The 16,418-nt window shown below is 39.9% G+C and carries 19 protein-coding genes; 2 read left to right on the top strand and 17 right to left on the bottom strand.

The window, feature by feature from the left end; translation table 11 throughout:
- Window positions 1-241: 241 nt before the first annotated feature.
- Window positions 242-787: a GNAT family N-acetyltransferase gene (locus WKH56_RS22560; protein ID WP_048019606.1), complete on the top strand. Its 546-nt coding sequence runs from the start codon at window positions 242-244 to the stop codon at window positions 785-787.
- Between the two features lie 130 nt (window positions 788-917).
- On the opposite strand, the gene WKH56_RS22565 is transcribed toward WKH56_RS22560, so the two are convergent.
- From WKH56_RS22565 to WKH56_RS22645, 17 genes are all read right to left on the bottom strand, one after another.
- Entirely contained in the window at window positions 918-1,403 is a 486-nt protein-coding gene (locus tag WKH56_RS22565; protein ID WP_168761023.1) for a hypothetical protein, read from the bottom strand.
- A 78-nt stretch (window positions 1,404-1,481) separates the two neighbouring features.
- Window positions 1,482-2,150 carry a fructose-6-phosphate aldolase gene (gene fsa / locus WKH56_RS22570; RefSeq protein WP_014459236.1) on the bottom strand — a complete coding sequence of 223 codons (669 nt, stop codon included), beginning with the start codon at window positions 2,148-2,150 and terminating at the stop codon, window positions 1,482-1,484.
- Window positions 2,151-2,199: 49 nt separating this feature from the next.
- Complete coding sequence (gene gnd, locus WKH56_RS22575; protein ID WP_047750468.1) at window positions 2,200-3,093, bottom strand: phosphogluconate dehydrogenase (NAD(+)-dependent, decarboxylating); 894 nt, start codon at window positions 3,091-3,093, stop codon at window positions 2,200-2,202.
- Between the two features lie 38 nt (window positions 3,094-3,131).
- A complete protein-coding gene (gene tkt, locus WKH56_RS22580; protein WP_310883952.1) occupies window positions 3,132-5,126 on the bottom strand; it encodes a transketolase in 1,995 nt (664 codons plus the stop codon).
- Between the two features lie 28 nt (window positions 5,127-5,154).
- Window positions 5,155-6,657 (bottom strand): glucose-6-phosphate dehydrogenase, encoded by a 1,503-nt coding sequence (gene zwf, locus WKH56_RS22585; RefSeq protein ID WP_048019604.1) that lies wholly within the window; start codon window positions 6,655-6,657, stop codon window positions 5,155-5,157.
- A gap of 439 nt (window positions 6,658-7,096) precedes the next feature.
- Window positions 7,097-7,456: a hypothetical protein gene (locus WKH56_RS22590; RefSeq protein WP_310883953.1), complete on the bottom strand. Its 360-nt coding sequence runs from the start codon at window positions 7,454-7,456 to the stop codon at window positions 7,097-7,099.
- A 168-nt stretch (window positions 7,457-7,624) separates the two neighbouring features.
- Complete coding sequence (locus tag WKH56_RS22595) at window positions 7,625-8,224, bottom strand: GNAT family N-acetyltransferase (RefSeq protein ID WP_048019603.1); 600 nt, start codon at window positions 8,222-8,224, stop codon at window positions 7,625-7,627.
- 104 nt (window positions 8,225-8,328) lie between these two features.
- Window positions 8,329-8,718 (bottom strand): VOC family protein, encoded by a 390-nt coding sequence (locus tag WKH56_RS22600; protein ID WP_048019602.1) that lies wholly within the window; start codon window positions 8,716-8,718, stop codon window positions 8,329-8,331.
- 5 nt (window positions 8,719-8,723) lie between these two features.
- Window positions 8,724-9,284, bottom strand: coding sequence for a shikimate kinase (locus WKH56_RS22605; RefSeq protein WP_048019601.1), 561 nt, complete (start codon window positions 9,282-9,284; stop codon window positions 8,724-8,726).
- An 11-nt stretch (window positions 9,285-9,295) separates the two neighbouring features.
- Window positions 9,296-9,748 (bottom strand): hypothetical protein, encoded by a 453-nt coding sequence (locus tag WKH56_RS22610; RefSeq protein WP_205826987.1) that lies wholly within the window; start codon window positions 9,746-9,748, stop codon window positions 9,296-9,298.
- Window positions 9,749-9,785: 37 nt separating this feature from the next.
- Window positions 9,786-9,983: a hypothetical protein gene (locus WKH56_RS22615; protein ID WP_310883954.1), complete on the bottom strand. Its 198-nt coding sequence runs from the start codon at window positions 9,981-9,983 to the stop codon at window positions 9,786-9,788.
- 126 nt (window positions 9,984-10,109) lie between these two features.
- Window positions 10,110-10,805: an ABC transporter ATP-binding protein gene (locus tag WKH56_RS22620; protein ID WP_310883955.1), complete on the bottom strand. Its 696-nt coding sequence runs from the start codon at window positions 10,803-10,805 to the stop codon at window positions 10,110-10,112.
- Window positions 10,805-11,890, bottom strand: a complete 1,086-nt coding sequence (locus WKH56_RS22625) for an ABC transporter permease (protein ID WP_034265368.1) — start codon at window positions 11,888-11,890, stop codon at window positions 10,805-10,807. The genes WKH56_RS22620 and WKH56_RS22625 overlap by 1 nt, the downstream gene beginning before the upstream one ends.
- 72 nt (window positions 11,891-11,962) lie before the next feature.
- Window positions 11,963-13,345, bottom strand: coding sequence for a sensor histidine kinase (locus WKH56_RS22630; RefSeq protein WP_310883956.1), 1,383 nt, complete (start codon window positions 13,343-13,345; stop codon window positions 11,963-11,965).
- A complete protein-coding gene (locus tag WKH56_RS22635) occupies window positions 13,342-14,016 on the bottom strand; it encodes a response regulator transcription factor (RefSeq protein WP_048019598.1) in 675 nt (224 codons plus the stop codon). Before WKH56_RS22635 ends, WKH56_RS22630 begins: the two co-directional genes overlap by 4 nt.
- A 163-nt stretch (window positions 14,017-14,179) precedes the next feature.
- Complete coding sequence (locus tag WKH56_RS22640; RefSeq protein WP_063247382.1) at window positions 14,180-15,058, bottom strand: PhzF family phenazine biosynthesis protein; 879 nt, start codon at window positions 15,056-15,058, stop codon at window positions 14,180-14,182.
- A gap of 14 nt (window positions 15,059-15,072) precedes the next feature.
- A complete protein-coding gene (locus WKH56_RS22645; RefSeq protein ID WP_063247383.1) occupies window positions 15,073-15,417 on the bottom strand; it encodes a YunG family protein in 345 nt (114 codons plus the stop codon).
- Window positions 15,418-15,607: 190 nt separating this feature from the next.
- Here WKH56_RS22645 and WKH56_RS22650 point away from each other — a divergent pair, with 190 nt between their 5' ends.
- Window positions 15,608-16,381: a DUF2628 domain-containing protein gene (locus tag WKH56_RS22650; protein WP_168761028.1), complete on the top strand. Its 774-nt coding sequence runs from the start codon at window positions 15,608-15,610 to the stop codon at window positions 16,379-16,381.
- The last annotated feature ends 37 nt before the right edge of the window (window positions 16,382-16,418 follow it).

A 16,418-nucleotide genomic window follows, 5' to 3' on the forward strand; every position in this document is an offset into this window, starting at 1 on the left:
CTCCGATTAATTCGTCAATAAAAAACGACAATATTGTCGTTTTTTATTACTATCCTTTATTTTCCTAAGGCTCTTTTCGTAAAGATTGTTGCTTTTAATTATAACCAGGAAAAATTTACTCTTTATAGTAGTGTATAAAGAGAGGTTCATTCAGCTAACGGACAGTAATGTTGAATAAGATAGGATTTACTTATCCTTAAATAAAATTTTTTCAAAACATCATAAAAGGAAGTGTGTACTATTGGGTAGTGAAAGTAAACTCACTATTTCTCCATTAAATAATGACTTAATAGAGGATATCAATATAACAAATGATTATTTTAAGCTATATGGTAGAGTTGTCCCCAGTTTACAATCAGGCAAGTGGTCTTATAAAGAAGTTCTTTTTGATGAAGCTAGAGAAACACGTTTTCCAGATGACAAACTTGATTGGAACCAATATATAAACCAAGAGGATAAATCTTTGTTTTTAGCTTATATGAATACTACTTGCATAGGACAGATTAGAATAAGTAAGGATTGGAATCGCTTCTGTTATATTGAAAACATTGCTACTAAAAAAGATTATAGAGGCAGTGGAGTGGGAAAGTTGCTTTTAAATAAAGCAGAAGAGTGGGCAAAACAAAGAAAACTTATAGGAATGTCCTTGGAAGCACAAGATGATAATCTTGGTGCATGTAGATTTTATGTGAAACAAGGGTTTATACTAGGTGGAGTTGACACACTAAAGCAGTCATATAATCCTACTATTGAAACCACTTTATATTGGTATAAGTTATTTAAGTAACAGGTACTTTAGCGGAAAGAACCTTTCCTAAAGATAAAACCGCTCTTTATAAAAAATGAAAAAGATGCTTCGCGTTTTAAGCGAAGCATCTTTTTCTATTGCAGTTATGAATGCTTACCTACTTTTTAAGTCAAACTGCTCGTGAAGCAGCTAATTTCTCGATTGGGGCTTGTTCAATGTCTGCTGCTGAAATATGCAGCAACTTTTCTAAAATAGCCGTTATGCCCTCATTTGTTTCATTACTTTTTTTGCAGTCATTAATATGCTGGTTTAATTTCTTTTTATAAGCCTCGGTATGAATGAGCCACTGACTTAAAAGCTCTTTTGTTGCCGTTCTTTCGTCTTCGCTTTTAGCTCCAAATAAGCTCTCCATATCAGGTTCTTGAATAATTAGCTTACTAAAATCTTCGCTTACTGCAAGCCAAAAATAGTTTTTTTCGTATTCGTAATATCTGTGTTCTTTTAATAAAAAGTAGCCAATTTCAAATTCAATGCGATAGAGCGGCTGATTAACTTTCGGCGCATGAAGGCTTTTAAAGTTAATATGCTCTGCATCGTCTACATAAACTTCTGAACCGTATTGGGTTTTAATAATTTTAGCGTCTACTGTATTCATGATGTTTACCTCTTTAAGGATATTATGAGAGAACGCGTGCATTCTTTTTCTAGAATGCGCACGTTCTTTATCTTTTACTTAGTTTTGAACAGCGTTTTTCCAATCAGCCGCAAACTTTTCAATTCCTTGTTCGGTTAAAGGATGTTTGACAAGCTGCTCGATTACTGAATATGGAATAGTTGCAATATGAGCTCCGGCAAGGGCTACGCGTGTAACGTGATCCGGATGTCTTACAGAAGCCGCAATGATTTGAGAGTCGATATTTTGAATGCGGAACAGCTCGGCAATTTTAGCCACAAGCTGCACACCGTCTTCTGAAATATCATCAAGGCGACCAAGGAACGGAGATACATATGTTGCACCTGCACGAGCTGCTAAAAGCGCTTGGTTTACAGTGAAAATAAGCGTTACGTTTGTTTTTACACCTTTTTTAGCAAGGTAGCGAGTCGCTTCTAATCCAGCAATTGTCATTGGAAGCTTAATCGTAATGTTTTGATCCCCGCCGTTAATTTTGATTAGTTCTTCTGCTTGGGCAATCATGTCTTCTGCTGTTTCGGCATCCGGCGTCACTTCTGCTGAAACGGATTCTACTTCTGGAACGGTTTTTAAAATTTCTTCAATACGATCTTCAAACTTTACGCCTTCTTTTGCAACAAGAGAAGGGTTTGTTGTGACGCCAGATAAAACGCCCACTTTGTATGCTTTTTTAATATCGTCAAGGTTTGCAGTATCAATAAAAAATTTCATTTTTTCATTCCTCCATTAGTTTTTTTTACTATACCCACTATTTCACTTGTTATTTCTTTTCCACAGCATGACCGCCAAACTCGTTTCGAAGCGCGGAAACTACCTTTCCTGTAAAGGTATCATCTTCAAGCGAGCGATAGCGCATCAGTAAAGACATCGCAATAACCGGCGTAGCTGTTTGAAGGTCTAGAGCCGTTTCTACCGTCCATTTCCCTTCACCAGAAGAGTTCATAACTCCTTTGATGTCATCTAGCTTAGCATCTTTAGAGAATGCATTTTCGGTTAATTCCATGAGCCATGAACGAATAACAGATCCATTGTTCCACACTCTCGCCACTTTTTCGTAATCGTAGTCGAACTGGCTTTTTTCAAGAACTTCAAATCCTTCTCCGATTGCAGCCATCATGCCGTATTCAATCCCGTTATGAACCATTTTTAAAAAGTGCCCGCTGCCTGCTTCTCCAGCGTATAGATATCCGTTTTCTACTGCTGTATCGCGGAAAATAGGTTCAACAATTTCCCACGCTTCACGATCTCCGCCGATCATATAGCAAGCGCCGTTACGAGCGCCTTCCATTCCGCCGGATGTTCCAACGTCCATAAAGTGGATTTTGTTTTCTTTTAACTCGTTATAGCGTCGAATAGACTCTTTGTAATGAGAGTTTCCGGCTTCAATAACGATATCTCCTTCAGCTAAAAGAGGCGTCACTTCACTAATAACAGAATCAACAACCGTATGAGGAACCATCAGCCATACAACTCTTGGTGTTTCGAGTGACTGAACAAGCTCCTGTAAGCTTGATACTCCTGAAGCACCGTACCCTTTCATTTGTTCAACTGCGTTTGAATTTACGTCAAATGCTACAACGTCATGACGCTGATCCAGTAAGTTTTGTCCTAAGTTAATCCCCATTTTCCCTAAACCAACTAATCCTACTTTCATGTGAACCGCTCCTTCTATTTATCTTTTTATCTTCTTATTTAAGCCTTTAGTAATTCATTTGCCTGTGCTACTACGTTTTCTTCTGTAAATCCAAACAGATTCATCACATCAGCTCCGGTTCCTGAAGCACCAAATGTGTCAACTGCTAAAACTTTTCCTTTTGGCCCTACAAAGCGTTCCCAGCCAAGTGAAATTCCCATTTCTAGAGAGATTCGTTTTGAAACAGATTCAGGCAAGACGCGATCTTGATACTCTTTTGACTGCTTGTTAAACAGCTCCCAGCTAGGCATCGCTACAACTCGTACGGATGTACCTTCACGTTCTAGCTGAGCTTTTGCACTGACCGCTAGTGCTACTTCAGAACCTGTGGCGATGAAAATCATCTCCGGGTTATCGTTTGTTTCGGTTAATACGTAAGCACCTTTAGCTAGGTCGTTGATATTTTGTTTTGTTTCTTCAAATACAGGCAAGTTTTGACGGCTAAGCACTAAGGCTATAGGACCTTCCGCTTGCTGAAGCGCATAAGCCCAAGCGCTTGCTGTTTCGTTTGCATCAGACGGACGGATTACGGTAAGCCCTGGAATTGCACGAAGAGAAGCTAAATGTTCAACCGGCTCATGAGTTGGTCCATCTTCTCCTACTGCTATGGAATCATGAGTAAACACATATGTGACCGGCAGCTTTTGCAGTGCAGCTAAACGAATCGCTGGACGCAAGTAATCATTAAAAACAAAGAATGTGCTGACAAACGGCTTCACACCGCCGTGAAGGACCATTCCATTACCGGCCGCTCCCATTGCATGTTCACGTACGCCGAAATAAATATTTCGATTACCGAAATATCCGGGTGCGTAAGGGCCTTCTTCTTTAATGTCCGTCATCGTGGAATGCGATAAATCAGCACTGCCTCCAAAAATAGATGGCACAGATTTAGTGAAATAATTAATCGCTTCCCCGCTTGCAACACGAGTCGACATCGCTTTTTCTGATGAGAATGTTAAAATATCATTCACTTCAATTAACGCTTCGCCCGTAATGGCACGCTCTAATTCATCAGCCAGCATAGGGTATTCTTTTTGGTAAGAAGCAAACAGTTCGTTCCACTCTGCTTCTGCTTTCATCCCTTTTTCTTCAAGCTTTTCAAAATGAGCTTTTACTTCTTCTGGAACATAGAAGTTTTCTTCCGTTTTCCAGCCGTAGGCTTGTTTTGTTGCTTTTGCTTCTTCTTCTCCAAGGGGATTGCCGTGTGCTTTATTTGTTCCCGCTACTTTTGGACTTCCGTAGCCAATAATTGTTCTCACTTCAATGAGCGTTGGCTGTTCCGTGTTCTGTTTCGCTTTTTCGATGGCGCTTGTGATTTCATCCACGTCATTTCCATCTTCTACACGTAAATACTGCCAGTTTGCAGATTCCGCTCTTTTTTGGATATTTTCGCTAAATGAAAGATTTAATTCCCCGTCTAACGAAATATCGTTGGAGTCATATAAAGCAATAAGTTTACCAAGCTTCATATGGCCAGCCATTGACATCGCTTCATAAGAAATGCCTTCCATTAAGTCACCATCGCCTACTAACGTATACGTATAGTGATCAATAACAGAGAAATTTGGTTTATTAAATTTTGCTGCTAAGTGGGCTTCTGCCATTGCCATTCCGACTGCATTTGCAATTCCTTGACCTAAAGGACCTGTTGTTGCTTCTACGCCATCCGTATGGCCAAATTCAGGATGACCCGGTGTTTTACTATTTAGCTTGCGGAAGCTTTTTAAATCCTCTACTGATACATTGTATCCGCTTAAATGCAGCATGCTATACAGTAAGCTTGAGCCATGACCGGCTGATAAGATAAAACGATCTCGGTTAAACCAGCTTGAATTTGCCGGATTATGCTGTAAGTGATTCGCCCACAGCGCATAGGTCATCGGAGCCGCTCCCATCGGAAGTCCAGGGTGTCCTGAATTAGCTGCGTTCACCGCGTCAATTGACAGGGTGCGAATCGTATTAACTGCGAGTGTATCTATGTTGGTACTCATGTGTCATCCTTCTTTCAATTTGTTTGTATTAAACTGGCTGTACTTCTCGTGATTGACTTGCTGTTTCTTCATCCAACCACCATTTAAAACCGTCTTTTTCTAAAAGCTCATTTGATGCGTCAGGGCCGTGTGAACCAGCAGCATATTTGTGAAGCGGCACTGTATTTTCCTGAAATGCTTCAAGAAGCGGCTGAACCCATTCCCAAGCTAGCTCTACTTCTTTCCAATGAGCAAAAAATGTAGAATCTCCGGCGCATGCATCTGCAATAAGGCGTTCATATGCTTCCGGCGCTCCTTCTTGCTGACCTGAAAAATTAATTTGTACAGGCTCAATATGACCATGATTAAATGGATTTTTGCTGTTTAACTGCAGCGTAATATTTTCGTGCGGGTTAATTTCAATGATCAACAGATTTGGAGATGTTGTTTCTCCTTTGTCTAAGTACAACTCTTTTAGCGAGTCTTTGAATTCAATAACAATTCGCGTCGCTTTTTCCGCCATTCTTTTCCCTGTACGAATGTAGAAAGGAACGCCTTTCCAAAGCGAATTATCGATATATAGTCTGGCTGCTAAAAACGTGTCCGTCTGAGAAGATGGTGATACACCGGGCTCATTTATGTAGCTCGGCACTGAAGCCCCGTTTATTTTTCCAGCCTCATATTGACCGCGAACAACGTCTAGATCCATATCTTCTTTTACAAGCGGACGAAGCGCTTTTAACACATTTATTTTTTCGTTTCGAATATCATCAGCGCTAATGCGGGCCGGTAAGTGCATAGCCGTCATCATCAGCATTTGCAGCATATGATTTTGAACCATATCTCGAATGGCTCCTGAATGGTCATAATAGCTTGCTCTTTCCTCTACGCCGACCGTTTCACTTGCTGTAATTTGTATATTCGCAATATGTTCGTTATTCCATAATGATTGAAGAATAGGATTAGCGAATTCCAGCGCTTCTAAATTTTGTACCATCGACTTGCCAAGATAGTGGTCAATGCGGTAAATCTCTTCTTCTTTAAACGCTTTGCTTAAGTTTTCGTTTAATTGACGAGCTGACTGTAGATCATGACCAAACGGTTTTTCAATAATTAACCGTTTCCAACCTTTTGTAGCACCTAAGCCACTGTCTTTAATATGCTCGGCAATCGTACCAAAAAATTCTGGTGCAACGGATAGATAAAACATTCGGTTGCTTGGAATGTTTCGTTCCTCTTCGCGTGCTTCTACTAGATTTAACAACTTTTTATAATCTTCAGCATTCGTTGCATCCAATGGGCTGTAGCGAAAAGCTGAAAGAAAATGCTGCATAAGAGATGAATCTTTTTCGACGCGACGTGAAAAAGTATGAATAGACTCTTTTACTTTTTCCTGAAAGTCAGCGTCGGACATCTCCCTTCTGCCTAGTCCTACAACAGAAATTGATTTAGGGATTTTCCCGTCTACAAATAAATTATAGAGTGCAGGATAAATTTTGCGTTTCGCTAAATCACCTGTTGAACCGAATAAAACAAAAGTCATCGCTTCCATATCTCTTCCTCCTGTTAGGAAAAATATAATCTTTAAAAAGTAACTTTTCTTTCATTCGTTACTTTATGTAACCTATCTTATTCCTGAAATATTTTTTCGTCAAGATATAAAACTCATAAAAAATCATTTCAATTTTCTTTTGTTCTTTAAACCTTATAGCCGCTTATCTTAGATAATTTATGGAAAAATAATGAAAATACTTTTTAGTTGAATTTAAAAAATAAAACTGTTTTAATGGATTTGATAGAATTGTATGAAAGCAAAAACGCACATAATGTCTACATATGTGTCAGTGAAAATATCAAAAGGTGGAAGTAATATGGAAGCTCAGCTAATGAAGACGTTTGAAGACTTATCTGTTTTTTACATAGAAAAATCGTAAAACCATTTAAGGGAGAAAGAAAGTTTGACCTCTTTCTTTTAAGCTGCACGCACGTCTTTAATGCGTAGCTACAGCAAGAAGTATAACCATCATATAGAGACTAAAAACAGCCAGTAAAACAAGAACGGTATAGACTAATTTTTTACCTGTTTTGCCTAAAAAGTAGATGTTTACTAAACTAAAATACACGCCTGCTGCGCATAAAACGAATGCAAGAAATTCCTTGCACTCACTGGGCTTCATTTGAAAATCTGGATTATAATAAATTCCGAGGTTGTTACTAATAGCGAACGGAACAGTCCACCATCTGATTAAAACCCCTATAAACATAAATATTCCGATTACATTTAGCGTAAATTGCAGCGTTCTCTCCTTTTTCACGCTTCTTTTTGCAGATTCTTTAAAGTTTACCCGCATGCATTTCCCCCCTGATGTTTTTAACACAGTAACTGTTTTGAGCAGATCTATATAAACGTTCCTTCTTCTAATTTTATACACGCTAGGTCTTACAGATGACATGATTGATATAAGAAAAGCTTCTTCCATTTATAAAGGAAGAAGCCTTAAATAATGAGACTATATTAATCAATGCTTTCGTTCACCTCTGTATTCTTTTCTATTACAGCTCTTACTACGATGACTTTCCCATTCTCTTCGCAGAATGCCCATTTTAATGCTGTCAAAATAGTTTCCGTTTACAATACGTGCTTCTCTGACTCTCGCTTCTTCTTTCATACCTATTTTTGCCGCTGTTTGGATCATTCTGATATTGCCTGACCATGTGGACATACCGAGTCTATGTAAATGTGTAGATTCAAATAAAAAATCAATCCACATGCGGTAAGCTTCCGTTCCGTATCCCCCACTCCAATAGTCTGGGTCGTAAATGACAATTCCGGTTTCCAGCCAGTTTGTATGCTTGTCCACCCAATAGCAGCTCACGGTTCCCACCGCTTTATCATCAATGATAACCGCAAGTATTCGAGGAACTGACGCGAAAAGTTCATACTCTTTTTCCCATGAGTTCATATATTCTTCTTTCGTAAGCTTTTCTTCTGTTATATAAGGAGCGTTCCACTTTTTTGCTTCTTGGTTTTTTTCTTCGTATTTCCAGTAATAAAGTTCATTAACATCTTCCTGTGTCGCTTCTCTTAGCAACACTTTTTCTCCTATTAGTTTTATCATGAGAGGCATCACTCCTTGATTTATAATAACGACGCAGAGTAACTCACCCTGCCCCACATGTAAAACACCGAGAGTGAATGCTCCCGGTGCTTTTTCTTTTCCCTTTATTTATGATCCACGTTTTCCATAACTGCAAAATAGTTACCTTCACTGTCTGAAAAATTAAAGACTTTTCCTGAAGGCATCGATACCATTTCTCCCACCGTTACGCCTTTAGCCGTTAAATCGCTGTATAATACATCCACATTTTCTGTAAAAAACAGAAGCGAAGGAGTTCCGACGTTTAATTCTGGCTGCATTTTTGCTATTAGCTGTTTGTTATGAAGGATAATGGTTGTTTCAGCACCCGCTGCCGGCGCTAGCTCAATCCACTTCATGCCTTGTTCATTATTTTGTTCGGACATAACCTGAAATCCCATCTTTTCTGTCCAAAACTTTACCGCTTGATCTTGATCGTTTACATACACCATAATTTGACCGATTTTTTTAATCATTGCTTTCACTCCTTCGATATAGATGAAATAATTTCTTTTGCTACTGTATCTGCCGACTTTTCCTTTGTGTAAATTGTTTGCTTTGCCAGCAGCTCATTTGACGGATGCGTTACAAAATGTTTGTTAAGCTTAAAAACATCTTCATCATCGGTTATTTGCTGCAGTCTTTGATGTAATAGTTGTATGGACTCTTCTTTATCAGCACTGGGAAGCAATAAAAATAGAGACTGATAAGGTTTTAATATCTTTTCTACTTGCTGAAACAGTCCCATGTCTTCGTAGACCGAGTGACCGGCGCCAAAATCAATGACCGCATGCCTGTAATCTTCTAGTATTCTTTTAACGGCATAGGCTTCAAACGGCTTCCAATAGGCGTACATACCCTGAAACCCTTGTTTTTCTCGAATGTCCTGCTGTGTTTCTTTGCTGAAACCTATTTCCTCGTAGTAAGAAAATCGTACTTCGTCCATTGAGCACTGAGGAATACTTAGTTTTTGCGCTACTTTTTCACCAACCGTCGTTTTACCCGCGCATATAGGTCCAATGAGAATAATAGGGGGTTGCATAGGCTCTCTCCTTATTTCACTTCCAATACAAACGCGTACGATGCATCTCCATTAGATACATTTTTTTGACTTTCATCCATCCACCATACTGAATATGAGTAGTAGTACGTGCCTGCTTCAGAAGGTGCTTTCAGCTTATTTTTCTTCAGTGGTATTTCCATTTCATGGTTGTTTTGTATTTGTGCCATATGCTTTTCGTTGGGCTGCCGTTTATACTCGATAACAAGCGATAGCGATTCATTTGCTTTTACTTTAATAGGCTTTTCGTTTTTTAATAATTCCAAAGGACCTGCTTTATCCACACACGTGTTTTTCCAGCAGTAAGTGCCAACTTTTGTGTCATAAAGATGGTTGCTTGCTTCAAGATACGCTTTTGGCGGAGATTCTTCAAGAACTCCACTGCTTGAACACCCGGAAAAGCTTGCCATGACAAGTCCAAACGCGGCTGTCTTCCATGTTCTCATTATTTCATCACCTTTTTATTATTTCTTCATGGCTTTTTCATTTCCTGTGTCTTATTTTCTTCTTTCCTAAATAGCATTGTCTTATGAGCTGAACTGCTTGAGACACCGCCGTTGATTTCCGTGCAAGACTTCGCTTTCCGCGGGCGGCCGCTGAGCCTCCTCGTCGCTCACGCTCCTGTGGGGTCTCATCTGTTCCGCTTTTCCCGCAGGAGTCTTCGTCTTTCCCTCCAATCAACTGCTAGAAGGAACAAAACAGATAAAACGATAGGCACTATCACAAAAAAACGAACCGCTCATCAAACATGTTGATGAATAGTTCGTTTTTCACTTCGTCTAACATACTTTTGTCCCAGCCTCTTTTTTAAACTTGCACGTTATTTGATTCCACTAATTTCCCATCTTCCATCCACACAACGCGGTCACATAAATCCAACATTCTTTGGTCATGGGTAACCATTACAGCCGCTTTTCCCCTTAGCTTCACTTCATCTGCAAGCATTTGAACGACCGCTCTTCCTCGCTCTGAATCCAAGCTTGCCGTCGGCTCGTCTGCGAAGATAATTTCAGGGTTATTCATCCACGCTCTTGCAATCGCTACCCGCTGGCGCTCTCCGCCGGATAGACTTTCAGGATAGTGATGTTTTCGATGGGCAAGCCCGAGCTTTTCAAGCAAATCATCCGCTCTTTTTTTTGCTTCTTTGTTTCGGTTTCCTTCTAGTTCCGTGACAAGAAGCAGCTGATCGCGAACCGTTAAATACGGGATTAAATTAGCTGATTGAAAGATAAAGCCAATTTTTTTAAGACGAATGCTGTTCATTTGCGCTGAAGACATGTTATTAATCTCGTCTCCGTCAATAATCACGCGTCCACTAGACGGTGAAAGCAGCGCGCCAGCAATGGATAAAAAGGTACTTTTCCCAGAACCAGAAGGACCGACAATCGCCACAAGCTCTCCCGCTTTTACACGCAGCGATAGATCATTTAACACATCTACAGCGTTTTCTCCGTCTCCAAACGACTTGCTAACACTCTCTAAAACTAATTTTTCTTCACTCATTAAACAGCCCTCCCAATCGCTTCAACCGCATCTACTTTTGCTACGCGATACAGCGATAATAATGAACTCAGTACAGAAACAGCTACAAACAGCGCTGAACACCCTGCGATTAGCGATACGTCTAAGTGAAACGGCATCGAATCCGGCAATACGGCTGCTACTCCGTACGTCAATCCAATACTAATAGCAAGACTGCATAAAGTTAAGACAACCACTTGAGATAAAATCGTTCGCGCTAAATAGCTTGTTTTTGCTCCTATCGCTTTTAACACGCCAAACTGATTCATTTTTTGAAGCGTCATCACGTAGAAGAAAACGGCTAGCACAAAAGCGCCAATGATAAACAAAAATGCGACCATCATTAAAAGCGAGCCTTGTTCTTCTTGATAACCTGGAATTCCTTTTAACGCTTCATCTTTACTAATCACGTCAATGTCAGACTCCTTTTTTTGAAGAGCATGTGCTTTTTTATCGTTCATGTTTAACACCACTGCATTAAACGCACCTGTGTTTTCAATTGTTTTCCACTCTTTAAGATTAATATGAATAACAGGCGCGTGACTAAACGACTGATTTTTTGTAAAACCAACAATTCTAAAGCTTTTTCCTGAAGCCGTATCTTTTATCGTATCACCTAGCTTTACTCCTTCTTCTTTTAGCGAAGAGTCCGCCACGGCTTCATGTTTCGCATCGTCCGTAATCATCTTCCCTTCTGTTACGTTCGGAGCTAAAAAGCCGCTTGTGCTTATGGCAAAAAACGAGGCGTCTATTTTTTTCGCTTTTCCATCATTTATAACGGCTGTCATCATCACACCAAGCGGCTCAGCTTTTTTCTTTCCACTTAGTTGTTGAATATCTTCTGTTTTGTTTATGGATAAAACAGAGCGCGTCAGGCGCTGATCCGCTTCTTTTTGAAGTACAACGTAATTTCCTTTCATTTCTTGAACAGCTGAAGCATTGTCAGAGGAAAGCCCCTTTGCTAAGCCCGATACAAAAAGTACAAGCCATACAATTAACACCATAATCACGCCAATGAGTAAGTAGCGCAGCTTCGCATGTTTTAATTCACGTAAAGCCAAAAACATCTTTCTTTCATCTCCTTTTTTCATTCTATTTAAAGTATAAAAACAGAAAATGAATGGAAGATGAACGGCTCATTACATTTTCGGAAGATAGACGTGAAAAGTGCTGCCTTTTCCTTTTTCGCTTTCAACGTGAATGGAACCTCCGTGCATGTCGACGATTTGCTTCACAATCGCTAAACCAAGACCGCTGCTTCCTTCCGTCCGGCTTCTTGCTTTGTCTTCTTTATAAAAACGATTAAAAATATGCGGTAGGCTTTCTTTTGACATGCCGATTCCCGTATCTTGAAACTCCACGTGGCAATACGTATCTTCCATACCAACGCGAAGAGACAGCGTTCCTCCTTCTTCCGTGAACTTTACGCTGTTAGTAATCAAATTTGTCCACACTTGATGAAGCAGTTTTTGATCGCCTGAAATCATCGTTGAAGGAAGATCCATTTCAATGGCTAATTCTTTTTCACGCCAGCTCCACTCCGTCATAAACAGCACTTGCTTGATTTGAGTTGCAACGTCAAACATGCTTTTTTCGATATGCTCATTTTCTTTATCAAGTGAAGCAAGCGTAAGCAGCTGTTTGCTGAGGGACGACATGCGCCGGCTTTCTTCTTCAATAATAGACAGATACTCATTTCTTTGTTCATCTGAAAGGTCAGCAGAACGGAGCGTTTTCGAAAACCCTTGAATGGACGCCAGCGGAGACTGAATTTCATGTGACACGTTCGATACAAATTCCTGGCGCATCTCTTCAAGCTGCTCTAAACTTTTAGCCATTTCGGAAAAATGTGAAGCAAGCGCGCCGATTTCGTCTCGGCGCTTTACGTACAGCTCAACGTTGTATTTTCCTTTCGCCACTTGCTTTGTTGCTTCCGTTAGCTTGACGATTGGTTTTACTAAATAACGCGTGCTAATAAGTACAAACAAAATACTTAATACAATCATCAGCAGTAAAATGACCGAGAAAAAAATGCGCATTTCCCCGAACTGCAGCTGAATATCAGGGCGAATAAACAGCGCTTGCTGCTTGTTACCCTCTCCTTTTAACGGCACGCCGATGGTATTAGCTAACACATTATCAAAAAACCCCGTCACAAACACCTGTGAAGGAAAGTTTGCAATTCCGTGATACATTTTGCCTTCTAACACTTGTTTGACAGCACTCTTTTCTAAGTGCTGGTTTCTAAACTCTCGTCCGTAAAACGTCTCATGTCCAGTGCTGTCCACTACATATATTTGATAGCCAAGTTTACTAATATGCTGTAAATAAGACTGTTGATCTACGCCTCTATTGCTTTCGTAAAAGCTCGCAATGTCTTTTGCCATACGCGTAAGCTTTTGATCGTTATAAGGTTTTAAGCTGTACTGATAATAAACGTTCGCCACAATAAACGCGAGGAGACTGCTAAATACCATCACAGCAATGGTTGTCAGGACAATCCGCAAATAGAGCGTCTTCATTTTGCCGTCACCTCAAGCTTATAGCCGACGCCTCGAACCGTCGTAATGACAAAATCATCGGTATGTCCAAACCTTTCGCGCAGCCTTTTTACGTGTACATCGATTGTGCGGTTATCTCCGTTAAAATCCGCTCCCCATATCAGATGAATTAATTCTTCTCTTGTGAAAATTCTTCCTGGATAGCTCGCAAGCTGAGCTAATAATTCAAATTCTTTCATTGGAAGAATGAACAGTCGCCCGCTGCAGTGCACTTCATAGCTTTTTCGGTCGATAGAGGTGTTGTTCAGCACGATCATTTTTTCATTTACCACTTCGTACCGGCGAAGCAGTGCTTTGATTCGGAAAATCAATTCTTTTGGTTCAAACGGCTTTGTAACATAGTCATCCGTTCCTGCTAAAAAGCCTTTTTCTTTGTCTTCGAGCTGGTCTTTTGCTGTTAATAAAATAATCGGAAAATCATAATAGCTGCGTATTTCTTCGCAAACTTGATATCCGTCTTTATGAGGCATCATAATATCGACAACCGCTAAATGAATGTGCTGCTTAGCAAGCAGACCCGAAGCTTCTTCCCCGTCTTTTGCTTCATGCACCATATAACCTTCAAGCTGCAAATAGTGGCGAACCAGCTGCCGCATATGCTCATCGTCATCCGCCAGTAAAATGTGAATCATTTTTTCTGCCACTCCTTTTATGAACCATTTAAAATGGCGGCCTTTTGGCCGCCATCATTTGTTCTTTCAGTATCTATCTGTTTACTAGTGTAACCAAACGCCGTGGTCCTATTGCGTTTTTATTAGAATAAGGACTTATTGTGAACAGCAGATGAACAGCTTGTTACAAAATCCATTCACCGCGCGCAATCATCTCTACTTTTCCGCCTACTTTAATGTGAAAAGCCTCTCCATCATAACTAGCTTTTACATACAGCAGTGAAGGTCTTCCTATTTCGTATCCTTGTTCTACACATATGTCAATAGCTTGCTGATTAAAATAACCGTATTTAACTAAATATGCTGCTAAACAGCCGTTGGCGCTGCCGGTTGCCGCATCTTCTGGAACGCCGTAATAATCAGCAAAATCTCGCACATTTACGTGATGATCTTGGTGATAGGTTTCCGGCGAAAAGACCATAATTGCTTTTGCTTCCGTGTTTTCTATCAGCTTGAAATATTTTTCTTTGTCTACATTTATCTCTTTAGCAGCTTCTAATGATGTTAAAGGGACAAGAATGACCGGCAGACCCGTGGATACTTCTTGAACGGGAAAACGCATATCGATATAAGTTTCATCAAGGTTTAACACGTCCGCCACCTGCTTTTTATCTAACACTTTCCCAAACGTCGGCTGACCTTGTGTCATCCACAGTACATCTTTTTGTTCATCGTATGTAACAGGCGTAGGACCTGCTTTATAATGAAGAGTAAGCTCCTCTGTATCTTTTTCTTCTAGTTCTTCTCGAATAACATAAGCGGTACCGAGCGTCGGATGGCCTGCAAATGGCACTTCTTCAGTAGGCGTAAAAATCCGTACATCATATTCTCCTTTTACAGAAGCCGACGTAATAAACGTCGTTTCAGAGAAATTAATTTCTTTAGCCATTTGCTGCATCTCTTTGTCTGAAAGTCTTCCGGCGTCTTTAAAAACGGCGAGCTGATTTCCCGTATATTTTCTCTGTGCAAATACATCAACAATGGAATACTGAATAGTTTTCATTCCTGTGTTCCTTTCTAACGCAAATTTTTATGTACAAAATGGGTCATTACTTTTTTCTTTAAAGCCTCATATTGCTCCTCATTCGTATCCATAAACGCTTCTTCCCGACTGGATAAAATATCTGCGTAATGGAGAGGCTCACGAAATTGTTCTTGTGTAAAATCATAGCGCCGTTCGTTGAGCTGATTATAGAAATGCCAGCCTTCTTTACACGGAGTTTTTAAAATATCTCCTCCTTTGATATCTTGAACGACAAGCGCGGTCACTCCGCACTGTCCTTTGGCAGGATTGTCAGCCGTCCACTTCGTGCTTGAATGAATTGACCACGATTGATGCAGGGCTTTCTTTAAACGATTCACGTTGGGGCAGCTCCTTTTTCTTCAAATCTACCATATTCTTCTTTTTTATGAAAGTTCCCATTAAAAAATACACAGCGCAAATATTCTTACTTTAAAAATAATTTAAGGAAGAATAGAAAAATACTAGAAATAATGTATAATAATAGAGTCATTTTAGATGATAGATTATAACCAATGAAAGGTGTTTTAAATGGAAGAACAAGCAGTAAATGAACTCCTGTCTTTTGAAGAAGAGCATAAAGTAGTTCGAACAAATACGTCTTATTATGATTTAAAATGGGGAAAAACAGCCAATCCAGCTAAAAGCAACACGTGGAACTGGGCAGCCTTTTTTCTAACAAGCGCTTGGTTTGCATACCGAAAAATGTATAAGCACTTTTTTATTTTAACGCTTATTGAAGTAGTTTGGTTTTCCCTTTTGTGCTTTGTAGACATACCAGAGTGGTCCGATGCAATTGTGTTCGGCGGTGCTTCACTTATTACAGGGCTATGTGCCAACCGCTGGTATTATAAGCACGTTAAAAACGTGTTAGCTCGAGCCGAAGCTCAGCCAGAGCAGCGGAAAGAAGCTTATTTGCAAATAAAAGGCGGCACTCATATCGGAATTGCTATTGGTTTAAGTATCTTAGCGCTTGTGATTACGTTTGGAGTCGGAGCGGGATTATCATATTTACCAACAAAAACGAATATTAAAGATGTAGTTCGCTACGGCGATGAAGCACCCACGCTTGAAACGTATACTGACCATCCAAAATGGAGCTACATCAAGCAAGAAGGCCGTCATCACGTTGTACAATTTACCGGCTACGATTATACAGAAAAAGAGCATGTGCGCATTGTGTTTAACGTTTATTTGGATAAACAAATTTACGAGTGGGACAAAATTTACATCAACGGCAAAAAGTTAAATAAAAAAGATGCGGAAGACTATGAATACTGGATTGAAGACAGTTCAGCATATTAAAAAGGTCAGCAAAAAAGAAAGGATGAGTGCTTGCTCT

This window comes from Priestia sp. SB1 (genome assembly GCF_038898415.1).

Bases quoted from the DNA above. Each gene is read 5' to 3' on its own strand.
- WKH56_RS22600 (WP_048019602.1), bottom strand. From the start codon at position 8,718: ATGATTAAAAAAATCGGTCAAATTATGGTGTATGTAAACGATCAAGAT.
- WKH56_RS22610 (WP_205826987.1), bottom strand. From the start codon at position 9,748: ATGAGAACATGGAAGACAGCCGCGTTTGGACTTGTCATGGCAAGCTTT.
- WKH56_RS22565 (WP_168761023.1), bottom strand. From the start codon at position 1,403: ATGAATACAGTAGACGCTAAAATTATTAAAACCCAATACGGTTCAGAA.
- WKH56_RS22630 (WP_310883956.1), bottom strand. From the start codon at position 13,345: ATGAAGACGCTCTATTTGCGGATTGTCCTGACAACCATTGCTGTGATG.
- WKH56_RS22620 (WP_310883955.1), bottom strand. From the start codon at position 10,805: ATGAGTGAAGAAAAATTAGTTTTAGAGAGTGTTAGCAAGTCGTTTGGA.
- WKH56_RS22650 (WP_168761028.1), top strand. From the start codon at position 15,608: ATGGAAGAACAAGCAGTAAATGAACTCCTGTCTTTTGAAGAAGAGCAT.
- WKH56_RS22640 (WP_063247382.1), bottom strand. From the start codon at position 15,058: ATGAAAACTATTCAGTATTCCATTGTTGATGTATTTGCACAGAGAAAA.
- gnd (WP_047750468.1), bottom strand. From the start codon at position 3,093: ATGAAAGTAGGATTAGTTGGTTTAGGGAAAATGGGGATTAACTTAGGA.
- WKH56_RS22590 (WP_310883953.1), bottom strand. From the start codon at position 7,456: ATGCGGGTAAACTTTAAAGAATCTGCAAAAAGAAGCGTGAAAAAGGAG.
- WKH56_RS22635 (WP_048019598.1), bottom strand. From the start codon at position 14,016: ATGATTCACATTTTACTGGCGGATGACGATGAGCATATGCGGCAGCTG.
- WKH56_RS22605 (WP_048019601.1), bottom strand. From the start codon at position 9,284: ATGCAACCCCCTATTATTCTCATTGGACCTATATGCGCGGGTAAAACG.
- zwf (WP_048019604.1), bottom strand. From the start codon at position 6,657: ATGGAAGCGATGACTTTTGTTTTATTCGGTTCAACAGGTGATTTAGCG.
- tkt (WP_310883952.1), bottom strand. From the start codon at position 5,126: ATGAGTACCAACATAGATACACTCGCAGTTAATACGATTCGCACCCTG.
- WKH56_RS22595 (WP_048019603.1), bottom strand. From the start codon at position 8,224: ATGATAAAACTAATAGGAGAAAAAGTGTTGCTAAGAGAAGCGACACAG.
- WKH56_RS22625 (WP_034265368.1), bottom strand. From the start codon at position 11,890: ATGTTTTTGGCTTTACGTGAATTAAAACATGCGAAGCTGCGCTACTTA.
- fsa (WP_014459236.1), bottom strand. From the start codon at position 2,150: ATGAAATTTTTTATTGATACTGCAAACCTTGACGATATTAAAAAAGCA.